Annotated in this window: 15 protein-coding genes; 3 read left to right on the top strand and 12 right to left on the bottom strand. The window is 38.1% G+C overall.

All coding sequences use genetic code 11. The features are described 5' to 3' along the window. Positions 1-64: 64 nt before the first annotated feature. Entirely contained in the window at positions 65-1,396 is a 1,332-nt protein-coding gene (locus QUF78_RS07870; RefSeq protein WP_289327266.1) for an ATP-binding protein, read from the bottom strand. 202 nt (positions 1,397-1,598) lie between these two features. Next, entirely contained in the window at positions 1,599-2,951 is a 1,353-nt protein-coding gene (locus tag QUF78_RS07865) for a TrkH family potassium uptake protein (RefSeq protein WP_289324236.1), read from the bottom strand. A gap of 240 nt (positions 2,952-3,191) precedes the next feature. Between QUF78_RS07865 and QUF78_RS07860 the strand changes: the two genes are divergently transcribed. Continuing rightward, positions 3,192-3,383, top strand: a complete 192-nt coding sequence (locus tag QUF78_RS07860) for an alpha/beta-type small acid-soluble spore protein (protein WP_034314196.1) — start codon at positions 3,192-3,194, stop codon at positions 3,381-3,383. 56 nt (positions 3,384-3,439) lie between these two features. On the opposite strand, the gene QUF78_RS07855 is transcribed toward QUF78_RS07860, so the two are convergent. The 4 genes from QUF78_RS07855 to QUF78_RS07840 all read right to left on the bottom strand — a co-directional run bounded on the left by QUF78_RS07855 (position 3,440) and on the right by QUF78_RS07840 (position 8,418). Then, positions 3,440-4,723 (bottom strand): anti-sigma factor domain-containing protein, encoded by a 1,284-nt coding sequence (locus QUF78_RS07855; protein WP_289324235.1) that lies wholly within the window; start codon positions 4,721-4,723, stop codon positions 3,440-3,442. Further along, the gene (gene sigI / locus QUF78_RS07850) at positions 4,720-5,463 is read right to left on the bottom strand and encodes an RNA polymerase sigma factor SigI (protein WP_289324234.1); all 744 of its coding nucleotides are present in this window, start codon (positions 5,461-5,463) and stop codon (positions 4,720-4,722) included. The genes QUF78_RS07855 and sigI overlap by 4 nt, the downstream gene beginning before the upstream one ends. A 353-nt stretch (positions 5,464-5,816) precedes the next feature. After that, positions 5,817-6,599: a TerC family protein gene (locus QUF78_RS07845; protein WP_289324233.1), complete on the bottom strand. Its 783-nt coding sequence runs from the start codon at positions 6,597-6,599 to the stop codon at positions 5,817-5,819. Positions 6,600-6,858: 259 nt separating this feature from the next. Further along, positions 6,859-8,418 carry an aldehyde dehydrogenase family protein gene (locus tag QUF78_RS07840; protein WP_289324232.1) on the bottom strand — a complete coding sequence of 520 codons (1,560 nt, stop codon included), beginning with the start codon at positions 8,416-8,418 and terminating at the stop codon, positions 6,859-6,861. A 911-nt stretch (positions 8,419-9,329) separates the two neighbouring features. On the opposite strand from QUF78_RS07840, the gene QUF78_RS07835 reads away from it, so the two are divergent. Beyond that, the gene (locus tag QUF78_RS07835) at positions 9,330-10,523 is read left to right on the top strand and encodes an FtsW/RodA/SpoVE family cell cycle protein (RefSeq protein ID WP_289324231.1); all 1,194 of its coding nucleotides are present in this window, start codon (positions 9,330-9,332) and stop codon (positions 10,521-10,523) included. A 116-nt stretch (positions 10,524-10,639) separates the two neighbouring features. On the opposite strand, the gene nhaC is transcribed toward QUF78_RS07835, so the two are convergent. The 6 genes from nhaC to QUF78_RS07805 form a co-directional block, all read right to left on the bottom strand. Beyond that, positions 10,640-12,019 (bottom strand): Na+/H+ antiporter NhaC, encoded by a 1,380-nt coding sequence (gene nhaC, locus QUF78_RS07830; RefSeq protein ID WP_289324230.1) that lies wholly within the window; start codon positions 12,017-12,019, stop codon positions 10,640-10,642. A gap of 793 nt (positions 12,020-12,812) precedes the next feature. Further along, complete coding sequence (locus tag QUF78_RS07825) at positions 12,813-13,760, bottom strand: AEC family transporter (protein ID WP_289324229.1); 948 nt, start codon at positions 13,758-13,760, stop codon at positions 12,813-12,815. 121 nt (positions 13,761-13,881) lie between these two features. Beyond that, the gene (locus QUF78_RS07820; RefSeq protein ID WP_289324228.1) at positions 13,882-15,576 is read right to left on the bottom strand and encodes an NAD-dependent malic enzyme; all 1,695 of its coding nucleotides are present in this window, start codon (positions 15,574-15,576) and stop codon (positions 13,882-13,884) included. A 297-nt stretch (positions 15,577-15,873) separates the two neighbouring features. Further along, complete coding sequence (locus QUF78_RS07815; RefSeq protein WP_289324227.1) at positions 15,874-16,581, bottom strand: response regulator; 708 nt, start codon at positions 16,579-16,581, stop codon at positions 15,874-15,876. A gap of 1 nt (position 16,582) precedes the next feature. Next, the gene (gene dcuS, locus QUF78_RS07810; RefSeq protein ID WP_289324226.1) at positions 16,583-18,178 is read right to left on the bottom strand and encodes a DcuS/MalK family sensor histidine kinase; all 1,596 of its coding nucleotides are present in this window, start codon (positions 18,176-18,178) and stop codon (positions 16,583-16,585) included. Positions 18,179-19,379: 1,201 nt separating this feature from the next. Continuing rightward, positions 19,380-20,954 carry a peptide chain release factor 3 gene (locus QUF78_RS07805; protein WP_289324225.1) on the bottom strand — a complete coding sequence of 525 codons (1,575 nt, stop codon included), beginning with the start codon at positions 20,952-20,954 and terminating at the stop codon, positions 19,380-19,382. A 911-nt stretch (positions 20,955-21,865) separates the two neighbouring features. On the opposite strand from QUF78_RS07805, the gene QUF78_RS07800 reads away from it, so the two are divergent. Beyond that, positions 21,866-22,069 (top strand): cold-shock protein, encoded by a 204-nt coding sequence (locus QUF78_RS07800; protein ID WP_289324224.1) that lies wholly within the window; start codon positions 21,866-21,868, stop codon positions 22,067-22,069. Positions 22,070-22,072 lie beyond the last annotated feature (3 nt).

The following is a 22,072-nucleotide window of genomic DNA, read 5'->3' as shown; positions in this document are numbered from 1 at the left end:
GACTAACCGGTTAGTATGTTCTTTCTTTTACAGTATATACACAATTTTCCGATTTTTTCAATAATTAAATCTTTTTTTCATGTCGCTTTAGTCCTTGTACATTTTCATTTCCCCTGTGTTCCTTTGGTTGGACTATAGGAAATACACATACGATTTTCGTACCTTTTTTTAGTTCACTTGTGATAAAAACTTTCCCTCCATGCTTTTCAATGATTTTAAAACAAACGGAAAGACCCAATCCTGTTCCTGATGATTTCGTCGTGAAAAATGGTTCTCCCACCTTTTGAAGGGAGTTTTCCGGAATACCTTCCCCTTCATCCAAAATGCTTACAAAAACTTCCCCATATTTTTCATATATGCTCACAAAAATATTTCCGCCATCCGGCATCGATTCTATGGAATTTTTTATCATGTTTATTAGTACTTGCTTGATTTGGTTTTCATCAAAGTAAATGAAAATGGGTTCTGTATCATAATTTTTATGAATTTGAATATTGTTCAATACGGCGTTTGTCTCCAACAGGGTTATGACATGATTGCAGCTTTCCTTTAAATCCTTCTCTAGAAAAACCGCCTCGGCAGGTTTCGACAGCAGCAAGAGTTCATTCAGGACTTGCTCGATTCGATTTATTTCCGAAAAAATAATATCATAGTATTCCTGTTTATCGGCACCGCCATCTTTAATCAATTTTACAAAACCCATTATAGCTGTCATCGGATTCCTGACCTCATGTGCAATCCCTGCCGCCAGTTGGGCGGCCGTTGATAACTTGCTTGATGTGATCGCCAAATGTTCGTTTAGGCTCACGAGCTTCTCTTCCGCATGTTTACGTTCATTAATTTCAGAAATAATGCCTGCCGTCCCTATGAATTTCCCAGCATCATCGTAAATTAGTTTAACGAATGCTTCAACCCAACTTGTCCCTTTTTTCGCATTTAGTTTAATGTCCGCACGAAAATATTTATTTCCTCGATGAAAGGATTCCGCAAAGACCCTTAATACGTCTTGATAAGAAGTGTTATCCATATATTTAGAAAAGTGAAGCCCTAGAGACTCATTCACGGTTGCACCACTCATCGATTTCCATGCTGGGTTTAAATACAACCATTTTCCTTTATCATCCGTTTGGAAAATAACCTCATTGAAGCTATTGACCAATTCTTTAGAGTACTTGGAGAAAATGCGATAGCGTCCTTCGCTATCTTGCAATAAAGCAATCGTTTTCCGTTTATTATCATAGATAGCACCCAAACACCAAGCTATGGATAAAATGGTGATTAAATATATTGCTGCAAAGGCGGAAAACCTCCGTTCTTCATGACCCAGCCATCCTAAATAGGGCAATATCAATATAAAAAAAAGGACAGGGACAATAATCCTTCCAATATATTTCATCACATCTTCCACCTCCTTACCAAAATGATTTAAACTTCATCCGATCGAATTCCAGCAAGCAAGGGGGCAAATTAATCATATACTGTATATAACAATGGTAAAAACCCACTCATAGGTAAATTTCAACATTTTATTCATGATTCCTGCAAACAAGACAAAAAACCTTTCCTCGATGGAAAGGTCACTGTTCAACTTAATTCATTTATCCAATGATGACGCGTTCCTTTGGATAATGGAAATTTTCCGTAACTTCTTTATGGCCTATGATATACAGAAGGGATGTTATCCCGACACGGCCAATAAACATAATGATCATTATGACAATTTTACCGGTATTACTGAGTTCAGGCGTGATTCCCATCGAGAGGCCAACTGAACCAAAAGCCGAACATACTTCAAAAATGATTTGCATCAAAGTAAAATTCTCAGTAATCGATAAAATGAAGACCGCCATTATGCAAAGGAGCGATCCCATGATCATAACTGCAGTTGCCTTTCGAATATCATCGGGATGAATCTCCCGCTTGAACACTTTAATGGAACGCCTTCCCCTCATGAAATTCCATAAAAAGAGAATCATTATTGCCAGGGTTGTTGTCCGGATACCTCCTCCGACTGAGCTAGGGGATGCCCCAATAAACATCAATATGCTCATCAATAAAAGGGTCGGTTCCGAGAAATCGCTCACATTCATTGTTGCTAATCCGCCGCTTCGCGTATTAGAAGACATAAATAAAGAGTAAAAGAACGATTCATGCCAGCTTTTATCTTTAAATAAACCATTCATTTCCAACAGGTAAATCAGGATCGTTCCCCCAATGATAAGGGAAAAGAAAGTGACTGATGTCAGCTTCGTGAACAAAGAAAAATGAAACTTATAAGTACGGGCACGATTGGACAAAAACTCTTTCAGCTCAATCAAGACAGGAAACCCAATGGCTCCAAGGGTAAGCAGGATAATCGTGATGAACTGTACAAAATAATCGTCTTTAAATGGAATCATTGAAATACCGGTAATATCAAAACCAGCATTCGTGGTGGCACTTACGGCTAAAAATAAACCATTTAAAAAGGCTTCTTTCCAGTTTGGAAAATAATCCAGAAAGTAAATGCCTAAAACTAGAGCCCCAATCATTTCAATTACGACAAATATCTGAATGATTTGAATCAATAATTTAACAAGCCCCGAAAGATTCGATTGGTTTTGATCTGTCATGATCAATTGTCTTTCCTTCAAGCCGATTTTCTTACCCAAAATCAACCAGAAAAACGTACCAAGTGTCATTATGCCAATACCGCCAAATTGGAGAACAAACATTAGAATGAAATAGCCTACCTCATTATACACTTCGGGCAAACTAACAACTGTTAGGCCTGTTACACTTACTGCACTTACGGCTGTGAATAAAGCATCCATGAATTCAAATTCTACGCCTGGCTTAAGAGCAACCGGGAGACTCAACAGTACGGTCGAGATACTGACGGCCAAAAAATAATAACCGACGATAAGCTGAGCTGGTGTTAACTTTGATAATATTTTTTTGATAGCAAACATAAAGAGTTTCCTTTCTTACTCCTTTATGATTATGTATGTAGGTGGAACACATAACCATTAATAATCTAGTTTACCCTTTTTTCATTCTTTTTTCCATTCTCTTTTAAAACTGGCTTACTTTCAACAAAAAGGTAGGTTTACCAATAAGTTTGATGCCGCTCATATAAGTAAAACTCCTCATTCTACTTATACTATCATTACAGCGGCAAAAGCCGTTGAAAAAGTAAAGGGGAGATTCAAATGGCTAACAGCAGTAACAACCTTCTTGTTCCTGGAATCGAACAAGCATTAGAACAAATCAAATATGAAATTGCATCAGAGTTTGGTGTACAATTAGGTTCGGATACTTCAGCACGTGCCAATGGTTCAGTTGGCGGCGAAATTACGAAACGTCTTGTACAACAAGCACAATCTCAACTTAAAGGTCAATAATTCCTAACACAATTGAATATCCATGGCTAAGAGTCCAGCTGCGTGCTGGACTCTTTTTACTTATTGCGTTCATTCCCATGTCCATTATTACCCTTATCCCTTTTCGACTTATTCCAATCTTGCTTACCTTGTTTTACTTGTTTTACTTGTTTTACTTGTTTTACTTGCTTTACTTGCTTTACTTGCTTTACTTGCTCTACTTGCTTTACTTGCTTTACTTGCTTTACTTGCTTATTTTTTTTTTCATACTTTACTGGATCGTCATTATTCTTTTCTTTGACCAATGGAACTCTTTTCTTATCGAACTTTTTAACATACTTTTCATTTTTATGCTTGTCCTTTGATTGGTTGTTTTGATTGCGATCAGATTTTATTTTTGGCTCCCTGCTTCTTTCCTTGAAGCCATTTACCTCATTCCGTTTTCCATTTTCAGCTTTACTATCAGTTTGTTCCTTATTTTGGGCAGTTTGTGTTCCCAGGTTTTTCCGTTCAGTTGGTTTGACTTCGTTTGACGGCTTTTGTTTTATTGCATTTGCATTGTTCTCTATTTCCTTTTCGCCATCCGATTTGTTTTCTGTACTCAGCGTTTCGCTCTTCACTTTCGGAATATCAACCTTTTCCTCGACTTTTTTATCCGGTGCAGGTTCCCTCATATTGACCTTTACCTTTTCTTTATCTTCATTCAACTTCTTTTCAACATACTTACCTGTGGATATGCCTTGTTCCCTTGCTTGGTCACGATCGCTTTTTGTTGCCTGAATCACTTTCATCTTTGTTTTAGTAACATTATCCTGCTCAGCTATTTCTTTTATCTCTTCTTTTAAATTCCTATCCAGTTTTTTATTCTTATCCAATAATGTAGTGGAAACGACTATTTGTTTATTTCCTTTCAAATAACCGAGTTGCTTCGTGGTTTCAACGATTCGGACTGTAACAGTCTTAATATCCTTGCCTTTCCAATCCTTCAGCTGACCAATCACAAGCTTGCCGTCTTCATTTAAGCCAGTAAGTTTGAGAACTTCTAAATGATCGTCAAGCTCCAACTCAATGCTTGGATTCACATCTATTGTCATATATGCCGAAACAGACCCAGAGAAATAGGATGGAAGAATCGAAAATAGAATCAGGAAGGTGGAAGCAATGCTTAGCACGGCCTTTTTTTTGAAAGATGAATGAAAATTGGAAAAGGCTAAAGTGAACTTTTGTTTAGCAGGTGAAAAGGTGATTTCCTCACCCACTTCATATGCCCGTTCCTGCCTTTTGGCTTTTAGAAATTCACCCTCGGGGGTCAATAGGGTTACAAATCGCTTATTAACTGAAAGAATAACTCCTTTTTTCATCCATTGATAGCCCCTTTTATATAATCATTCAAGTACAAAAAATCTCCGTTTATTATGATTGCAACAGCAATGATGTACTTTCTGTTCCGTTCAATCGTTTTTCTGCTTACATCCACTTTTCCTTCGAGCTGCTTTACTGGCAGCCGCTTTTTTGCAAACAGGATTTCTTTCAGTTCGTCATCTTCCATTAACAATTTAGCGATCATGATGGCTCCCTTCCTTGCATCCGCATGTTTTGGAGAGTTTTCAACTAAATCCTCAAATGACAGACCAAAATCCTGTAGATGGCTTATATAAAGGTGAATTTCTTCTTTTCTTCTTTCCGATTCCTTTTGCTTCTCGTACTCATTGATGGAATTTTCATTATCGATATATATATGGCTTTGATCATTATCATCATTCAGAGTCAAATCCAATAATACTTCTTTTCGTTTCGACTGGCTTCTTAAATAATCAATAACCCTTCGTCTAACGAGGGTTTCGGCAAATGCCAATAAAGAACGGCCTTTTTCCGGGGAATATTTATCGATTGCCTCATTAAAAGCAATCATTCCAATACTAAATTCATCATCTGATTCGTATATGTAACGTCTGCAAACCGATGAGACGGTCTTCGCAATAAAAGGTTTGAACGACTCTATAGTATCATTACGAAGGCTTATATCGCCTTCTTGAATTTTCAATACGGTTTCTTCTAAAGAACGCTTTTTTTTGAATGCTGTAAACAACAAACCAAGCATTTGCTCACCTCGCTCCTGTTGAACATAAAATACGCATCAACATACTTATCTTAAGCGGAGGGAGTCTAAAAGACAGTACCAAAAGAACTATTTTTGCGATATAAATGAAATCACATAATATATCAACATGATAAAATACTTAGTTTTTTCTCGTTTATTACAGTGCAATTACAGTAAAATATCTTTTTACGGATTTTTTTGCAATCCAATGGGACAATTGTCATTTTTCTAACCGGAATTTAATATTCACATCTTTTAACATATCATTCGTAAACTTACCTGCTCTTTTGAGGGTCACTCCATAAATACATTAAAAAGCAAAAAAAATAGGCGTGACAAGCACGCCTGTTTTTTTAAGCTTCCTGTATTTTTTTCTCTTCTTTCGCTTTTTTTTCTTTTTTGCTTGAAATGATCCATGCACCTGCCGCAATTCCAATCAATACGGTCCAAAAAATCGATTTCCAAAGAGTTGATTCAGGGAAATGATGATCGATGACAGCCAGTGAAGGGTGCGCGAGTGTGTGTACCGCCAATTTCACTCCAACCCAACCCACAATCAAAAATGCTGCCGTTTCGAGTGAAGGACGCTGATGAAGCAACTTCACGAATGCATTTGCTGCAAATCGCATAATGATCAAACCAATCATACCGCCGAGGAACATGACAGCGAATTGCCCTCCGTCTATACCGCCGACTTTCATCCAGCCTGTTGCAGGAAGTGTAACAGCCAGTGCTACGGCAGCCAACATGGAATCGATTGCGAAAGCTATATCAGCCGCTTCAACCTTTACCACGGTCATCCAGAAGCCAGATTGCTTTTTAGGCTTTGTGATTTCCTTCTCACCTTTAACAGCGTATTTTTTGTAAATGTTCTGAAAAGCAATGAAAAGTAAATAAATCGCACCGATTGCTTGAATTTGCCACACGTCGATAAGAAAGGAAATAAGGAATAAACTTGCAAAGCGGAAAACAAAAGCTCCCATCAGACCATAAAACAAGGCTTTTCGCTGTTGTTCTTTTGGTAAATGCTTAACCATGACAGCCATGACAACTGCATTATCCGCAGCAAGTATCCCTTCCAATCCAACCAAGATAAGAAGGACCCAGCCGTATTCCAATAATATTGATGCTTCCATCCATTCAACCTCCAATAGTTTTTATTCCCTCCCTATCGGCAATGGCAAAATAAAAAGACCTCTGCCGTATAGGCAAAGGTCTTGCTGAACATGAAAACATGTCAACAAAGCCGATGAATGTTTCCATTCACGTAATGACGACTTTGTTTTAGGGCGAACCCTAACGCTACTCCCCTTTGAAAAGGAAAATCAGTTATTAAGTATATTGATAGTATACGCGCTCGTTATGAAAATAACAATCTTTTTTTATTATTGGATCTCATTTTCGTTTCCCTTTGGTTAATTTAATCAATTGCAAATATTCTTTGCCAAAACGAATCCAGTTCGGTCTTGCAGAAAAGTAGTTCTGAAACAGCGATAAAAAACTCGTGTATTTCCCCTCATATGGATACCATTGGATTTCTGAATTCTTTTTACCTTTATCGACCATGACCGCTTTTTCATGACAGAAAATCTTCAATCCATGCTCGCCATGATAGCGGCCAATGCCACTTTGTTTGGCACCGCCAAATGGTAAATGATGATTAGCAACAGTAATTAGCACATCATTGATCGTCACCGCTCCTGTTACTAACTGTGACGCAATCCGGCTTGCTTTTTCCCCGTCCATCGTCCAAACGCTCGAATTAAGTCCATATTCACTTTCATTTGCTAGGGCGATCACTTCCTCCTCCGTGTCGAAAGGCATAACGGGCAACACGGGTCCGAACGTTTCTTCTTTCATGATTTTCATGGAATGATCGACTTTGGACAGAATCGTCGGCGGAATGAAATGGGTCTGTCCCCTTTTCCACTCTTTCGGAGGTGTTCCTGTTTCAATTATCGCCCCCTTAGTCAGTGCGTCCTCCAGGTGTCCAGCCACAACATCAACCTGTGCCGGGAAAGTCATTGAACCGATATCATCCTTTAATTGCATTCCCTGCCTCATGGACTTCGTTTTTTCTTTAAGAAGCATTAGGAATTCCTTATAAACAGTACGTTCTACATAAACCCTTTCAACACTCATGCAAACCTGCCCGCTGTTCGTAAAAGCCCCCCAAAGAGCCCCGTTCACTGCCCGTTCCAGGTTAGCATCATGCAAAACGATCATCGGATCCTTCCCGCCAAGCTCCAGAGTCGTTGGGATCAGTTGTCTTGCTGCCACCTCACCAATCATTTTTCCGGTCCTTACAGACCCAGTAAAAAATATATAATCCGGTTTTCGCTCAGTCAACTCTGCACCCAATTCTTTTCCCCCATGGGCAAATTGTATCGTTCCCTCTGGGAAACCTGCTTCAAGAAACAGATTTTCGATGCAAACCCCAACTAATGGAGTTACTTCTGATGGCTTGGCGATGACTGTATTTCCCGCTGCTAGAGCATTAAGAATGGGGACCATCGATAGCTGAAGCGGATAATTCCATGGGGAAATGACGAGAATCGTTCCCCGGGGCATATAATGGACATATGATTTTTTACCAATTAATATGAGTGGAGTGGTTACCTTCTGTCCGGAAAGAGTTTTCACTGCATGTTTCTCGATATGCTTGATTGCATCAATGGTTGGCATGATGTCAGCAACCAGTGCTTCAATTTTCACTTTTCCCGTATCTTTTGAAATGACTTCCGCAATTTCATCCATTTTTTCAACCATCAATAAACGAAGACGTTTTAAATAGTGCAGCCTTTCCTTGATGGGAAGATTCGACCATGCTTTGAACGCATGTCTTGATTTCTTATATATATGAGGTATCGACGTCAATGGCGTTGGATCGATTTCCGCGATCTTCTCACCTGTTGCCGGAGAAAACACTTCCCACTTGTCATGTATTTTTTCCATAACTACTCCCCTCGCTTTTACCTTATTTTTATATGGTATTCATAATCATTTTTATACTTTGAATATTAACCGACCATAGCCGGAATCCCTTCCCTGAAATCAGGACATACCATTCCAGAAGTAAATCCTTTTTGGCTGCAGTCTTGTCAAAACGCCCATTTCAAGTGCAATAATCAAGGGTTTCTTTTTCCACTCCTAAATAGGCCCATAAAGACGTATAGATAAGAGCCCATTGCTTAGTACCATTGTATATGTCTTTTGGTCTTTTCTTATACAGATTCATCAACGAAAAGTTCATAAATTGCACTCGCCGTACAGAAGTGGAATCAGTTAAATGATAGGTTTTCCCTGCACCCTCTTTATATAATGCCAGACACACAGTAGCCTGTATAATATTATTGATCGGAACCAGGTTCACTACCGTTTCTCTCTCCGATGGGATATATGGAAAATAGGGAGGAAGCTTAGGCTATCAATAAAATCAAGGATGAAATGGGGACCATCGAATTTAATCGTTTCCCCTGTTTGGTTCTTAACAATCCCGAGATTATTTCGATAGAATCTCTTCTGCTTTAAAAAGTAGTTATGCTCATGAAATCCATCCCTCTCACCATTGAATAGTAATCTTCTCCACATATCAGCACCGCAAAAATGGAATATATAGTAAAAAGTTTTCTTTATTAAAAGGAGTATTCACGTTTGCTATCGAAGGTAATGTATAGGAATCCGAATTCGGCTATAAGCAAAAAAGAAATCCGGCAGACAAGTTTATCAGGTTTTAGTGTTTAATGTTGGGTAATGGAGGATAAATTCATATTATCGAATAAAAATTATTATCTATATAACCGATTTTCCGTTACTATATAAGAAGGCGATTTTTTCGCGCATACATATTTGAGGTGAGCGCACAAGTGAAAAGAATAATTAAAGCATACGACTTCCCTATTTTCATCGCTGTCGTATTACTCTGTTTGTTTGGTTTAGTCATGATTTACAGTTCGAGTATGATTACTGCTGTTGCTCGATACGGCCAGCCCATGGATTTCTTCTTTGAGAAACAAAAAACGGCCTTTCTCATTTCATTCCTGGCAATGATTGTCACGATGATTCTTCCTTATAAGATGTACAAAAACAAAATGTTCTTGATGTCTATGATGTTTGGAATGGCCGGTATCCTTTTGCTGCTATTTATCTTCGGCCACACAGCAGGAAATGCCACAAGTTGGTTCAAGGTAGGGTCTAAATCGATCCAACCTGCGGAATTTTCCAAATTAGCCATGATCATTTATCTTGCAGCCATTTACGGAAAAAGGCAGGATCGTATCAATAGTATTGATAAAGCCGTCATCCCCCCGATTTTCTTTCTGGTATTCATCTGTTTTTTAATCGGTATACAGCCTGACTATGGAACGGCAGCTGTCATTTTCCTGATTTCAAGTACCATGATCATTTCATCCGGGATGTCCTTTAAGAGTATATTCAAACTCTCTTTGATTACTGCGATATTCGTTGCCATATTTGCATTAGGAGTACTCGTTACAGGAAATTTCTCATCCATTCTCTCTGAAAATAAGGTGTCTCGTTTTACGGGGTTTGCTGATCCTTTTGGAACGGCAGGAGAAAGCGGGTATCAACTCGTGAATTCATTATTCGCAATAGGATCCGGTGGCCTTACTGGAGTGGGACTTGGTGACAGTGTACAAAAATACGGGTACTTGCCTGAATCACATACTGATTTCATCATGTCTGTCATTGCAGAAGAGCTCGGGATATTCGGAGTGGGATTCGTTCTATTGACACTTGGTTTTATCGTCCTAAGGGGATATGTACTTTCAGCAAAATGCAAAGATCCATTTGGAAGTCTTTTATTGATAGGCATCTCATCCATGATCGGCATTCAAGTTGGCATCAACGTTGGCGGAGTGACTGGACTTATCCCAATTACAGGGATCACTCTTCCATTCATCAGTTATGGGGGATCTTCCTTACTGCTACTCATGCTTTCAATGGGCATTTTCCAAAATGTCGTAATGCGAATGAATTTACTTGAACAGAAAGAAAAGGTCGTGTCCATCCCAAAAGATGAGATTGCGTCTTCAAAATAAGCGATCAACTTCTTTACCCCCTGACTTTGCAGTTCATGTCAGGGGGTTTTTCCCTTCTCTCAAGGTTATGGAAGTTCATATAAAAAAACAGGCAGTCGAAACGACCGCCTGTTTTTTCATTTATAATGGATACCTATTTTCGTAAAGCCCGAAATCAAACTAAGCAAAGGGCAAAGTAAGCAAAAGAAGGCAAATGGGGCATATTCAAGGGTTGAAACACCCAATACCTGTGTCAAGAATACACCGCAGACACCCCAAGGAACCAGAGGATTCACAACCGTTCCCGCATCTTCAAGTACCCTCCCAAGCGTTTTTGGCTGTAAGCCTAAATCTTCATATTTCTGCTGAAAGGCTTTCCCAGGCAGTATAACTGACAAATACTGTTCCCCCACTAGGAAATTCACGCTGATTCCTGCAAATACGGTAGCTGAAATCACTTTCGCTACACTCGTCAATGAATCCTGGACCGCATTTAAAATAGAAGGGATGACTCCTAATTCAAACAATAGTCCGCCCATCGCCAATGCCAACAACACCATCGAAACGGAGAACATCATACTTTCAATGCCACCCCGCGATAGGATTGAGTCAAGTTGATCCATTCCACTCTTAAGTACAAAACCGCCATATAAGATATCAGCTACTTTTGCAACGGTCAAACTTGGCGTTTGTATGAAAGCAATGACAGCCGCCGAAACGATTCCTGCTGACAATGTCGGAATCGCCGACACCTTTTTCAAAGCCATGACTAGAACGATGACAAACGGAATCAAACTCAATATGCTAATGTTCGTTTCCATTTCCAAGGCTTTGGTCATGGCTTCAACCTCCTCAACACGAGCCAGTTTGACATTCGGTGAAAGGAAGTAAAAGATGATAAGTGATATTAAAAAACCTGGAATCGTTGTCCACTGCATATTATTAATATGTTCAAATAATGGTACTCCAACCGTTCCCGAAGCAAGGTTGGTCGAGTCGGATAATGGAGACATTTTATCCCCAAGAAATGCACCTGAAATGATTGCACCGGCTGTAATTGCCAACGATAAATCCATCGCCGCCGCCATACCTATGAAAGCAACTCCGATCGTGGCTGATGTTGTAAGTGAACTCCCGATACAGAGCCCAATTAGCGAACACACCAGAAATGTGACCGCATAGAAATATTCACCAGAAATCCAGTCAAACCCATAGTACATGATGGTAGGGATCGTCCCGCTTGCCATCCAGATCGAAATTAGCATTCCAATGAAAAAGAATATATAGATAGCTCCCATACCAGAAACTGCACCTTTGACGATAGCCGCCTCCATAATCGAAAATGGCAGCTTCTTGATCTTTCCATAAACAAATAGAAATAGGATAGCAGCTATTATTGGAATATGGGGGGCCAGTCCATAATGTATGATACCAATTGCAATGATTAAGAAAAGAACTGCCAAAACCCCGATTGCTTCAGGTAAGGAGAGTTTTAGCTTTGCATCTTCAAGACGCATGATGTATTTCCCCGCTTTCATGTTGTGTATTCTCTGAGGTAAGGATCTGACCTTTTCACTCCTCATAATTACTGAAACGCTTTTAAGCACTAAAGTTACTAGCTAAATATAAAGGAGTTTCAGGAGATTGTCAAAGGAATAATAATCTATTTTAGTAGGATTCGATTCTTCATTTCCTTTTTATCACAAAACGAAAACCCATACTTCGCTTCGTATAGGTTCGGCCTAGTATACCCTAAGATATAAATCCTCTTCTTTGCTTAGCCCCCAAAGGCCCTGTCTTTATCCAATACCGATGTCCCTACAACCCTTTCAGTATGTCGCAGTCCCACCTAAATGAACTGCAAACCGTTCCTAATCATCAGATAATTTGGCTTTTTAACTTAGCGATTAATAAAAATTTTTAATGTGTACAAACTACGTCTTGTAAGTAAAAAAATGATTCCTGTACACCGAAGATTTAGACTTTTAAATTCATCAACTGCTGCATTCGAATATGTAATTACAAAAATCCTTTTATTATAATCTTATTTTGATTAATAGCCAATTTTTGCAATTGATACTATTTGCGACGCATTTTCCTGGACTTACACCTTTAATCAAACGCCATGCAAACCCTTTAAACTATCTATCTATTTTATTAATTTACCTTCACCTTTAACATAGCCTTAAATAAAAATGGCCAACATCTCCTCTTTTCAAAAAAAGTATAATGTTATACAATAAGTTTGTTAAGTATTTCACAAACTTTCGTTGAAAAGTATCCATCCAAGAAGGATGGATACTTAGAAGGCTACATTAACAAGGATATATAGATAGGTAATGTAATTAAAGATAGAATGGTACTAATTACAAATGAAGATGCTGTCTCAGTTGATAACGAATCAAATCTAGTTGAAATCATTGCTGCTACAGCAGATCCTGGAAATGATACTAGCAAAATAGCTTTAATTGTATCTGCATGATCAAGGCCAATTAGATGAGCGACCAGCATCATATATAATGGAATAGCCACAACTTTTAAAATGGAAATACCAAAAGCAATTGGCCGTAAGCTAATCTTACGGATACCCACGGTTACACCTACAGCAAATAATGCAACCCCAGATGTCACTGACCCAATTTGATCAAGCGCATTTTTTATGATATCCGGTGCCTGGAACCCTAATAGTGTTAATACAACAGCAAGTAAAGGAATACATGCAAGCGGTTCGCTAAGACCATGCAAAACGATACCCAGAATGTTTGTTTTTTCATCTTTAGATTTACCCAATCTGGATTGTCCGACCGTACCAACTATTGTTGCTAATGGATCCAGAAGGGCATTCACCACAATACCCGTAATCGCAATAGGTATAGCTATCTCTTGCGCCCCAAACAAACTGCCTAATACAGAAATCCCCATAAAAGCAAAGGCTGGCTGAGTTGCGTTTAATGAAAACATAGATGCTGCAGTCAAATCGTATTTAAACACCAAACGAGCCACTATTAAAAGGATAATGTAAAAGCCAATAACACCTATGGTCATAGTTAAGAAAAATGACCATTGATTAATTAAGGTTTGTTTTGAGGTTGTTGTGATCCCAATGAATAAGTGTGCAGGTAAAGCAAATTTTGTAACTAACGTATTAAGCCCTTTGGAGGATTCTGAATTAAAAATTTTAAAATAGCCACCCAAATAACCAATAATAATTGTAAAAAAGATTGGTATTAATGTTAAAAATATATTCCCAATATTCACTAGAGATGCACTTCTCTTTCCAAAAAATTGTCCAATTTAAAAGATTCTACTAAGGCTGACTTATACGGAGATTCCCCTAAAACGGATTCCCTTTCTTTTGTGACAACAATATAAGCTGGCTTTATTTCCCATGAATAGTTTTGTACTCCGGCTTCCACATGGAATCTGTTATTGCTTTTTCAATATCTGTTATATCTGCTTTCGCAATTCCTTCTTCGATGGCTGTCTTTGCCACTTCAATGGCTACAGATTTAGAAACCTCTTGCAATTGTTTGATTGAAGGGAGTAAAGAAGCACCATGCTTACTGCTATCCGATAATCTTGAAACAGCAGATGAGGCTGCTGCAAGCATGCCCTTAGAGATTTTTGTTGCTTTTGCGACAATTGCACCAAGTCCAAGTCCTGGGAAAATATATGCATTATTAGATTGTCCGATTGTATAAATCACCTCATTATAGTCAACATCATCAAACGGGCTTCCTGTCGCTATTAAGGCTTTACCTTGAGTCCACTTTATTAGGTCTTCAGGAACAGCTTCCGCTAAGGGAGTCGGATTTGACATCGGCATAATAATAGGATGTTCCACGTGCTTTGCCATTTCTTTTACAACTTCTTCTGAGAATGCCCCTGTCTGACCAGATGTGCCGATTAAGATGGTTGGTTTAACCTTTTTTATTACCTCTAATAATGGAATGATTCCGACTTCATTCCGATTCCATTCCTCGACTTCTTCAGCTTTCCGGCAATACGACTTTTGGAATTTCAAAACATCTGGAATGTCATCTATCAACAATCCACGATAATCGACGGCCCAAAAGTGACCATATGCCTCTTCTCTGGAAACGCCATCTAGGATCATGGCTTCAACCATTTGATCAGCATTACCGATTCCTGCTGCACCTGGACCAAAAACAACAACCCTTTGTTCCTTTAAAGGAACACCAGTTACTTGTAAGGCAGACATTACGGCGGCTAGTGTTACTGCACCTGTACCTTGTATATCATCATTAAAAGTGAGAATTTTGTCGCCATAATTATCGATTATATTTCGTGCATTTATATTTCCAAAGTCTTCCCAGTGAAGTAATGCATTTGGGAAGAAGGCTTGAGACTTTTTAACAAATAAATCAATGAATTCGGTGTATTCATCACCGCGAACACGCCCAAACCTGTTACCAATATACAGTGGATCACTAATCAGGCTTTCATTGTCTGTCCCAACATCCAGGACAATAGGTAGCACCCTGCTTGGATCAATTCCCGCAGCTGCTGTGTAGACTGCCAATTTGCCAATGGCAATGTTAATTCCACCAACTCCCTGATCCCCGATTCCAAGAATACTTTCAGAATCTGTAACAACGATTAAATCGATATCATCAGATGAAAGGTCCAGGTTTTTAAATGCATCTTCCATTCCCTCCATATTATCAATAGAAAGGTATAGACCTCCTGGACGGTGATATTCTTGGGAGTACTGTTGAATGGCCTCTCCTACAGTAGGTGTGTAAATGATCGGCAGTATTTCACTTAGATGGTCTTTAAGTAGACGGTAAAACAGTACCACATTCCTATTAAATAAATCATATAACATTCCATTCTTCCGAATATTGCTAGGTTGAGTGGAGAATTGTTCATAAGCTCTTTTTACTTGTTCCTCAAGAGTAAGCACCTGGGATGGTAGCAAGCCTACCAATCCTAGTTCATTTCTTTCTTCCTTAGTGAAAGCAACCCCTTTATTAATAAAGGGGTTTGACAGAACACCTTTTCCTCTTAAAGTTGTTTCCAAACCCTTTTTTGTCTTTTCATAAGCTGTCATAGACGTTCCCTCTTCCTAAAGATGTATATTTAAAAATGATCATTACCAGGCAATAGAGTATATTCTTCCCTGGGGAAGTGTAATTACTAAAAGAAAACTGTAAAAAGGAAAATAAATATACAGCACATAAAAACTTAAATATTTCCTCATTACTGCTTATTTGTTCAATCTTGTGAGAAATTTTTTTAATAACTCAATCGCCAGTCTATATCTTAGTAGTCATTTACGGAGGACACTAGCTTATTTAACTAATTTTAGTATTATGTAATTAAAAAAAGTAAGCAGCCATTTGGCTGCTTACAGATAACGTTGAATAATATGGCTCTTGTCATCATTAAACTTGTGTTGGGATACTGGTCGGCCTACCGTTCCATAGATTACCTTAACATCAAGGACACCGATATCCTTCATGAATTTTAAATATTTCCTTACTGATACCCTGGATATACCCGCCACATTTACGACTTCCTCTGTTGAAAAGGGAGCTTTTTTTAATACCAGTATTACATTCCATATAATCTTTAAGGTATCTTGAGCTAATCCTTTCGGTAGTTCCTCTGGTAAGTGAATTTCTTCTTGATGCAAAATTCGATAATCCAATTCTTCTTGATTTAGCATATTTTTATCTTGAATAAAATCTGATTTGTTCCGATATGCTGATAAGGCCGCGTTAAAACGTTCAAATTCAAACGGCTTAATTAAATAATCAACAGCACCTAGTCTTAATGCTTTCTGAATCCTCTCAATGTCCGACGCAGCAGAAATGACAATAACATCTATCTCTTTTTCACTTTCTCGAATTTGTGAGAGTAAATCGAGTCCATTTTTCCCAGGCATGAAAATGTCTAATAGAACTAACCCTATTCTTTGATTTTCCAATACATTCAGAGCTTGATCCACTGAGGAACAGACAGCAGCTAATTCGTAGCCATCGACTTGATTCAAATAGCGCTTATTGAACTCTGCAACCATCGGGTCATCTTCTACGATCATTACCTTAATCATCCTACATCATCCTTGCTTTGTATGGTATATAAACCACAAACGTTGTTTCTTGACCTTCTTTTGAACTAATATTGAGATCTCCGCCTAGCTTATCTAGGCTTGCCTTAACCAAATATAAACCAATCCCCCTGTCCTCTCCTTTTGTTGTATATCCTTTTAGAAGGATATGATTAAGATTGGCATCAGATATTCCCTTTCCAGTATCATGAACTTCAATAGTTAAAATATCATCTGCATAATCAAACTTTAATTCAATTCGTTTAACGGGCCTTTTTTCTACTGCTTCTATAGCATTGTCAATCAAATTTCCTATTATCGTAATTAGCTCATGAGTAATCGCTGCATTTTCTGGTTCTGGCAATTGAAAGTCAGAGGATAATGCCAACTTAGCACCTGCTTCCCTGGCATAACTTAGTTTTCCAATTAAAAAACCGGCTAGTACTGGATCTTTAACGGTTTTGGTAATAAAGCCAATCTCGTTTTCTCTGTGGTCAACAAGATCACTAATATATGCTGCAAGCTGATCATAATAATGCATATGCACCATACCAAGTATTACATGAAGTTTGTTCATGAATTCGTGCGACTGGGCCCTTAACGATTCAGCATATAAGCGGACTCCAGTCAGCTGTTCCGCCAGCAGATGTATTTCTGTTTTATCACGAAATGTAGCCACGGCCCCTACGATTTCATCCTTCACAAATACTGGTACCCTATTCACTAGTAAGACACTATCTTTTAAATCCTGCTCTTTATCTAATTCGACTTTTCCGGTCTCTAGGATTCTATCCAGGTTTGAGTCAGGCATATAACTAGTTACCTTTTTACCCGTTGGATTTTCATTAATACCCGCGTTTTTAAATATCTTTAAAGCTGCTTTGTTTACGAGAGTAATGGTTGAACTCTGATCTACCGCTATGATTCCCTCCCGAACTGATTGTAAAATGGCATTTCGCTCTTTTAAAACCTTCGCAATAACAAAAGGTTCCAGCCCAAATAATATTTTCTTTATATACCTTGCCAACAGTATTGCACCGGCAATTCCGGTTAATATTCCAAAAACTGTTCCTACATAAATATTAAAACGGCTTTTTAAAACAGCATCATTAACTTTTTGAAGAGAAATACCGACCACCACGGCTCCAATTTGATTATCCTCTGAATCATAAACAGGGGTGAAAGAACGCAAAGATCTGCCTAAAGTTCCTTTGGAAATAGAAATGTGCTCTCTACCTCTTAATACATCTTTCTCATCCCCTCCAACAAATTTTTTTCCTATTTTACTTGGATTGGGGTGAGTTTTCCGGATTCCATTATTATCGATTATTACTACAAATTCTACATCTGTCGATTTTTTTATCCTATTGGTAAATTGCTGAACTTCCTGATTGTTCTCATTTCCACTTAACGCTTCAATTACAAGCGGCGTTTGTGCTGCCATACGTGCTACATTTACTGCTTTTTCAGTCTGGCTCTTTTCTATAGTATCCGCAACTGTTTGGCTAATAAGAATATCTGTAATGAATAATGAAAGGGCTACTACCCCACACACCAGTATCATAATAGTAAACTGTAGACTCCATTTCCCTTTTTTCACTTCTACACACCTCTTTGGTCTAAAAACTCTATTCTTTAAGGAAGATACTTTTATGTTAAGTATGTTCATTTTGCTTACATCACACAATTCTTCGGTACTTTATCAAGTTCCAAAAAGCCAGCCAAGTGATTTAAATCATTGTGTTGAGATATATATAACCTAACCATTTGCCAATGGTATCCTTAAAAATACTGATTCATCTATAATATTTTCCAAATATTAAAACAGGCTATACCTTCGTAGGCTTGGATATAAATATTCAAAATCTTACTAGCACCGTCATTAATCTCCTTTCATATATTAACCCCTACATACCTCGGTAGTTCAATATAAGTTATTTTGCTATACTCCTCCTGCACCACGGTTAAAGCCGCAAGTTTTCTATAAGTATTATTCAGTTCATAAGAAGTTTAGCGGAATATCCCAGCAATTCTTACAATGCTCAAAGTTACTACGATTTTCTTATTTAACCTTTCCAATTAGTTACTATTTAATTTTCAAAAATACAGCTGTCTAACATCTTATATCTCCCTGTTTCCGTTTATCTAAAATCCACATGTTTAAAACAGGGGGTAATGATTAAAATACCCGCATTTTCAACAGATTTCAAATCAACAAAGTATTAAGAAAGTACTCAAGGCTTAGACTTAGTCATCAATAGTGTAAAATGGCCTTAACATAGATAAGATTATTTAATTACTAGAGATATGTTAATGATTATGAAATAAGGTTCAGTAATCGTAGACATCAGTGCGGATGTAGACGGGGCAATTGAAACCTATAAATCGAAAATACATGCAAATCCTACATATGTATTTATAACATCAGACTTTATTGTTTATATTACTTTTATCTGGAATCTGTTATTTTTGATTACAAAAAAAAGCTTGCAGATTTAGACCCTAAAAGGGACCTTATTCTACAAGCTGAACAACCTCCACTATCCGAAGTTTTTCAGTTAAACTATTGATTAAAATGATATACATCCCAAATGTCAGGGGTTTCTGATCCATTGTACCAAGCTGATACTCCGCCTAATTGATTTTGTTTTAACAGGTTTAGTAGAAGCCCGATTGATTTTTTATCTTCAATCCAAACTTGATGCTTTTTCCCATTAGAAGAATATTCCACATAGTTTTGAAAGGTCTTTTCATGCTCCAGATAATGAAAAAAGCCCGTGTATATAACACGGGCTTCTCCATTATTTCAAATCCATTGGATTATATAATTCCACGTCAGGATTTTTATCTTGGAACCAACGTAGTGCAAACTCATTTTCAAATAAGAATGCATATTTATCAAACCGGTCTTTAACAAGAATGCTTCTTGAGCTATGAAGATTTTCATCAAGCTTTTCATCTTCAGCCCAGCGTGTGATCTTACTGCCCATGCGCTCCATCACGACTTCAACATTGTATTCATTCCTCATTCGATGCTCGAATACTTCAAATTGAAGTTGCCCAACCGCACCAAGCAGATATTCTTCCATCCGAACCGTTTTGAAGAGCTGAATTGCTCCTTCTTGTACGAGTTGGTTTATTCCTTTATGGAAATGTTTCTGTTTCATGACGTTTTTAGCTGTTACCCTCATGAATAATTCCGGTGTAAACTGAGGCAGCCTTTCAAACTGAAACATGTCTTTGCTTGTTGTAATCGTATCGCCAATTTGGTAGTTCCCGGTATCATATAAACCGATGATATCTCCGCTTACGGCTTCGTTTACGGTGTTGCGATCATCAGCCATGAATTGAGTAGAAGAAGAAAGGTTGATTGGTTTTCCTGTCCTGCTCAAGTTGACGCTCATTCCACGCTCGAATTTACCGGAGCAGATGCGAAGGAAAGCGATCCGATCACGGTGTTTTGGGTTCATATTCGCCTGGATCTTGAAAATGAATCCAGAAAAATCATTACTGACAGGACTCATTTCACCTGATGTTGTCATCCGTGCTTGTGGAGCTGGTGCAAACTTCAGATAAGCATCCAAAAACGTCTGAACACCAAATGTCGTTAAAGCACTTCCAAAAAATACGGGACTAAGTTTTCCATTCGCAATGTTTTCTTCGGAGAATTGGTTACCCGCTTCCGTCAAAAGCATTATTTCTTCCAAAGTTTGCTCATATAACTGGGAATCCTTAAGTTTATGATCCACTTCGAGTTCACCTTCGTCATTCAACGGAAGGAAACGCTCATCCCCTTCAGTTTTAAACTGTTCAATTCGATTATTGAACCTATCGTAAATGCCCACGAAGTCTTTTCCCATTCCAATCGGCCAGTTCATCGGGTATGTTTCAATACCTAATACCTCTTCAAGTTCGGCAAGCAATTCGAGCGGCATTTTACCTTGTCGGTCCATTTTATTGATAAAAGTGAAAATCGGGATACCCCTCATCCGGCATACTTTGAATAATTTAACCGTCTGGTCCTCGATCCCTTTTGCCGAATCGATGATCATCACGGCGCTATCAACAGCCATCAGTGTACGATATGTGTCTTCACTGAAGTCTTGGTGACCTGGTGTATCGAGAATATTAACACGGAAATCATCATAATCAAATTGCATGACCGAAGATGTAACGGAAATTCCCCGTTGCTTTTCAATCTCCATCCAGTCACTGGTTGCATACTTCCCTGTTTTTCTAGCTTTAACTGTTCCGGCATCACGGATCGCGCCACCAAACAGCAATAATTTTTCTGTCAAAGTCGTTTTCCCGGCATCCGGGTGAGAGATGATTGCGAAGGTCCGTCGGGATTGAACCTCGTCTTTTAATGTAGTCATAAAATTTTCCTTTCATTATTGGAGTCATCAATAAAAAAATTTATAGGAGATTTATTGTATTTTTTTTACATTGGAATGGCAACCTTTCTTTGTATGCAAGATCCTGATCATACACAATATATGTAAGAAGGAATATATCATAAGGCTTAAGCCTTGGCTACTCGGCATTCATTTCAATCAACCTTACTATTTTAACACGATATGAAGGAAAGATGTAGAGGTGAATGAATCACCATAAGAGGATTTATACAGATAGCAAAACAAAAGACGCTTAATCAGCGCCCCTTATCCTAATTCATATGGTCATCGTTCATTTTTTTCATTGTTTACCAAACTTATCTTGCTGTTTTCATCGCTTTTTTGCTTTTCCAGCGTTTCTTTACTTCCTTGAATATGATGGGAGCAGCAAAAATAAGGGCCCTTTTTAATAATTTCTTCATTTACATCAGTCCTTTCTTTCTTATCCTATACCCGATTATTTTCGTGAAAAACTTTAATGCCAATTGTTTTTGTAATTTGAAACATAAGGGAAATCAAGACTTTTAACCTCTTGGACTTGGAAACCCCCGTCAAATTTCAATCCAGGAAAATCCTTTCCAGCATTACCGTTATACTTCCCCTCATAAAACATCCCTAATATTATTTTTCCCAAATGAAAATGTATAAATCACTTCCATTTGTTTTATCCTTTATAAAGGTGGGTATATACTAAAAAACTGGGAATTGCCTCAGAGGATAGATTTAGAAAAGGGTGAATATATCCTATAGGCATTCACACATTATCAAGCATCTTCATATGATTATTTAAACTTGAATGAATGATGGTGTTTGATAATGTGTGAAATTGATTTTTCCATCCAAGGGAATTCATCACCATTAATATTTTTAAAATTTTTAGGAGGATTCATCGAATGACAGTAACAGGTAAAGTAAAATGGTTCAATAGCGACAAAGGATTTGGATTCATCGAGGTACCAAACGAAGAGGATGTATTCGTACATTTTTCCGCCATTCAAGGAGAGGGGTTCAAAAGCCTTGATGAAGGTCAAGAGGTTGAATTTGAGATTGAAGAAGGAAACCGCGGACCTCAAGCTAAAAACGTCGTAAAACTCTAAAGT

Origin of the sequence: Peribacillus sp. ACCC06369 (assembly GCF_030348945.1) — a bacterium.
In the GTDB taxonomy this organism is placed as follows: Bacteria; Bacillota; Bacilli; order Bacillales; family DSM-1321; genus Peribacillus.
This window is presented reverse-complemented; position numbering and strand designations above follow the sequence as displayed.

Coding starts and splice junctions, on each gene's coding strand:
- QUF78_RS07845 (WP_289324233.1), bottom strand. CDS start 6,599: ATGGAAGCATCAATATTATTGGAATACGGCTGGGTCCTTCTTATCTTG.
- QUF78_RS07855 (WP_289324235.1), bottom strand. CDS start 4,723: ATGAAAAAAGGAGTTATTCTTTCAGTTAATAAGCGATTTGTAACCCTA.
- nhaC (WP_289324230.1), bottom strand. CDS start 12,019: ATGCGTCTTGAAGATGCAAAGCTAAAACTCTCCTTACCTGAAGCAATC.
- sigI (WP_289324234.1), bottom strand. CDS start 5,463: ATGCTTGGTTTGTTGTTTACAGCATTCAAAAAAAAGCGTTCTTTAGAA.
- QUF78_RS07815 (WP_289324227.1), bottom strand. CDS start 16,581: ATGATTAAGGTAATGATCGTAGAAGATGACCCGATGGTTGCAGAGTTC.
- QUF78_RS07870 (WP_289327266.1), bottom strand. CDS start 1,396: ATGAAATATATTGGAAGGATTATTGTCCCTGTCCTTTTTTTTATATTG.
- QUF78_RS07860 (WP_034314196.1), top strand. CDS start 3,192: ATGGCTAACAGCAGTAACAACCTTCTTGTTCCTGGAATCGAACAAGCA.
- QUF78_RS07800 (WP_289324224.1), top strand. CDS start 21,866: ATGACAGTAACAGGTAAAGTAAAATGGTTCAATAGCGACAAAGGATTT.
- QUF78_RS07840 (WP_289324232.1), bottom strand. CDS start 8,418: ATGGAAAAAATACATGACAAGTGGGAAGTGTTTTCTCCGGCAACAGGT.
- QUF78_RS07805 (WP_289324225.1), bottom strand. CDS start 20,954: ATGACTACATTAAAAGACGAGGTTCAATCCCGACGGACCTTCGCAATC.
- QUF78_RS07865 (WP_289324236.1), bottom strand. CDS start 2,951: ATGTTTGCTATCAAAAAAATATTATCAAAGTTAACACCAGCTCAGCTT.
- QUF78_RS07820 (WP_289324228.1), bottom strand. CDS start 15,576: ATGACAGCTTATGAAAAGACAAAAAAGGGTTTGGAAACAACTTTAAGA.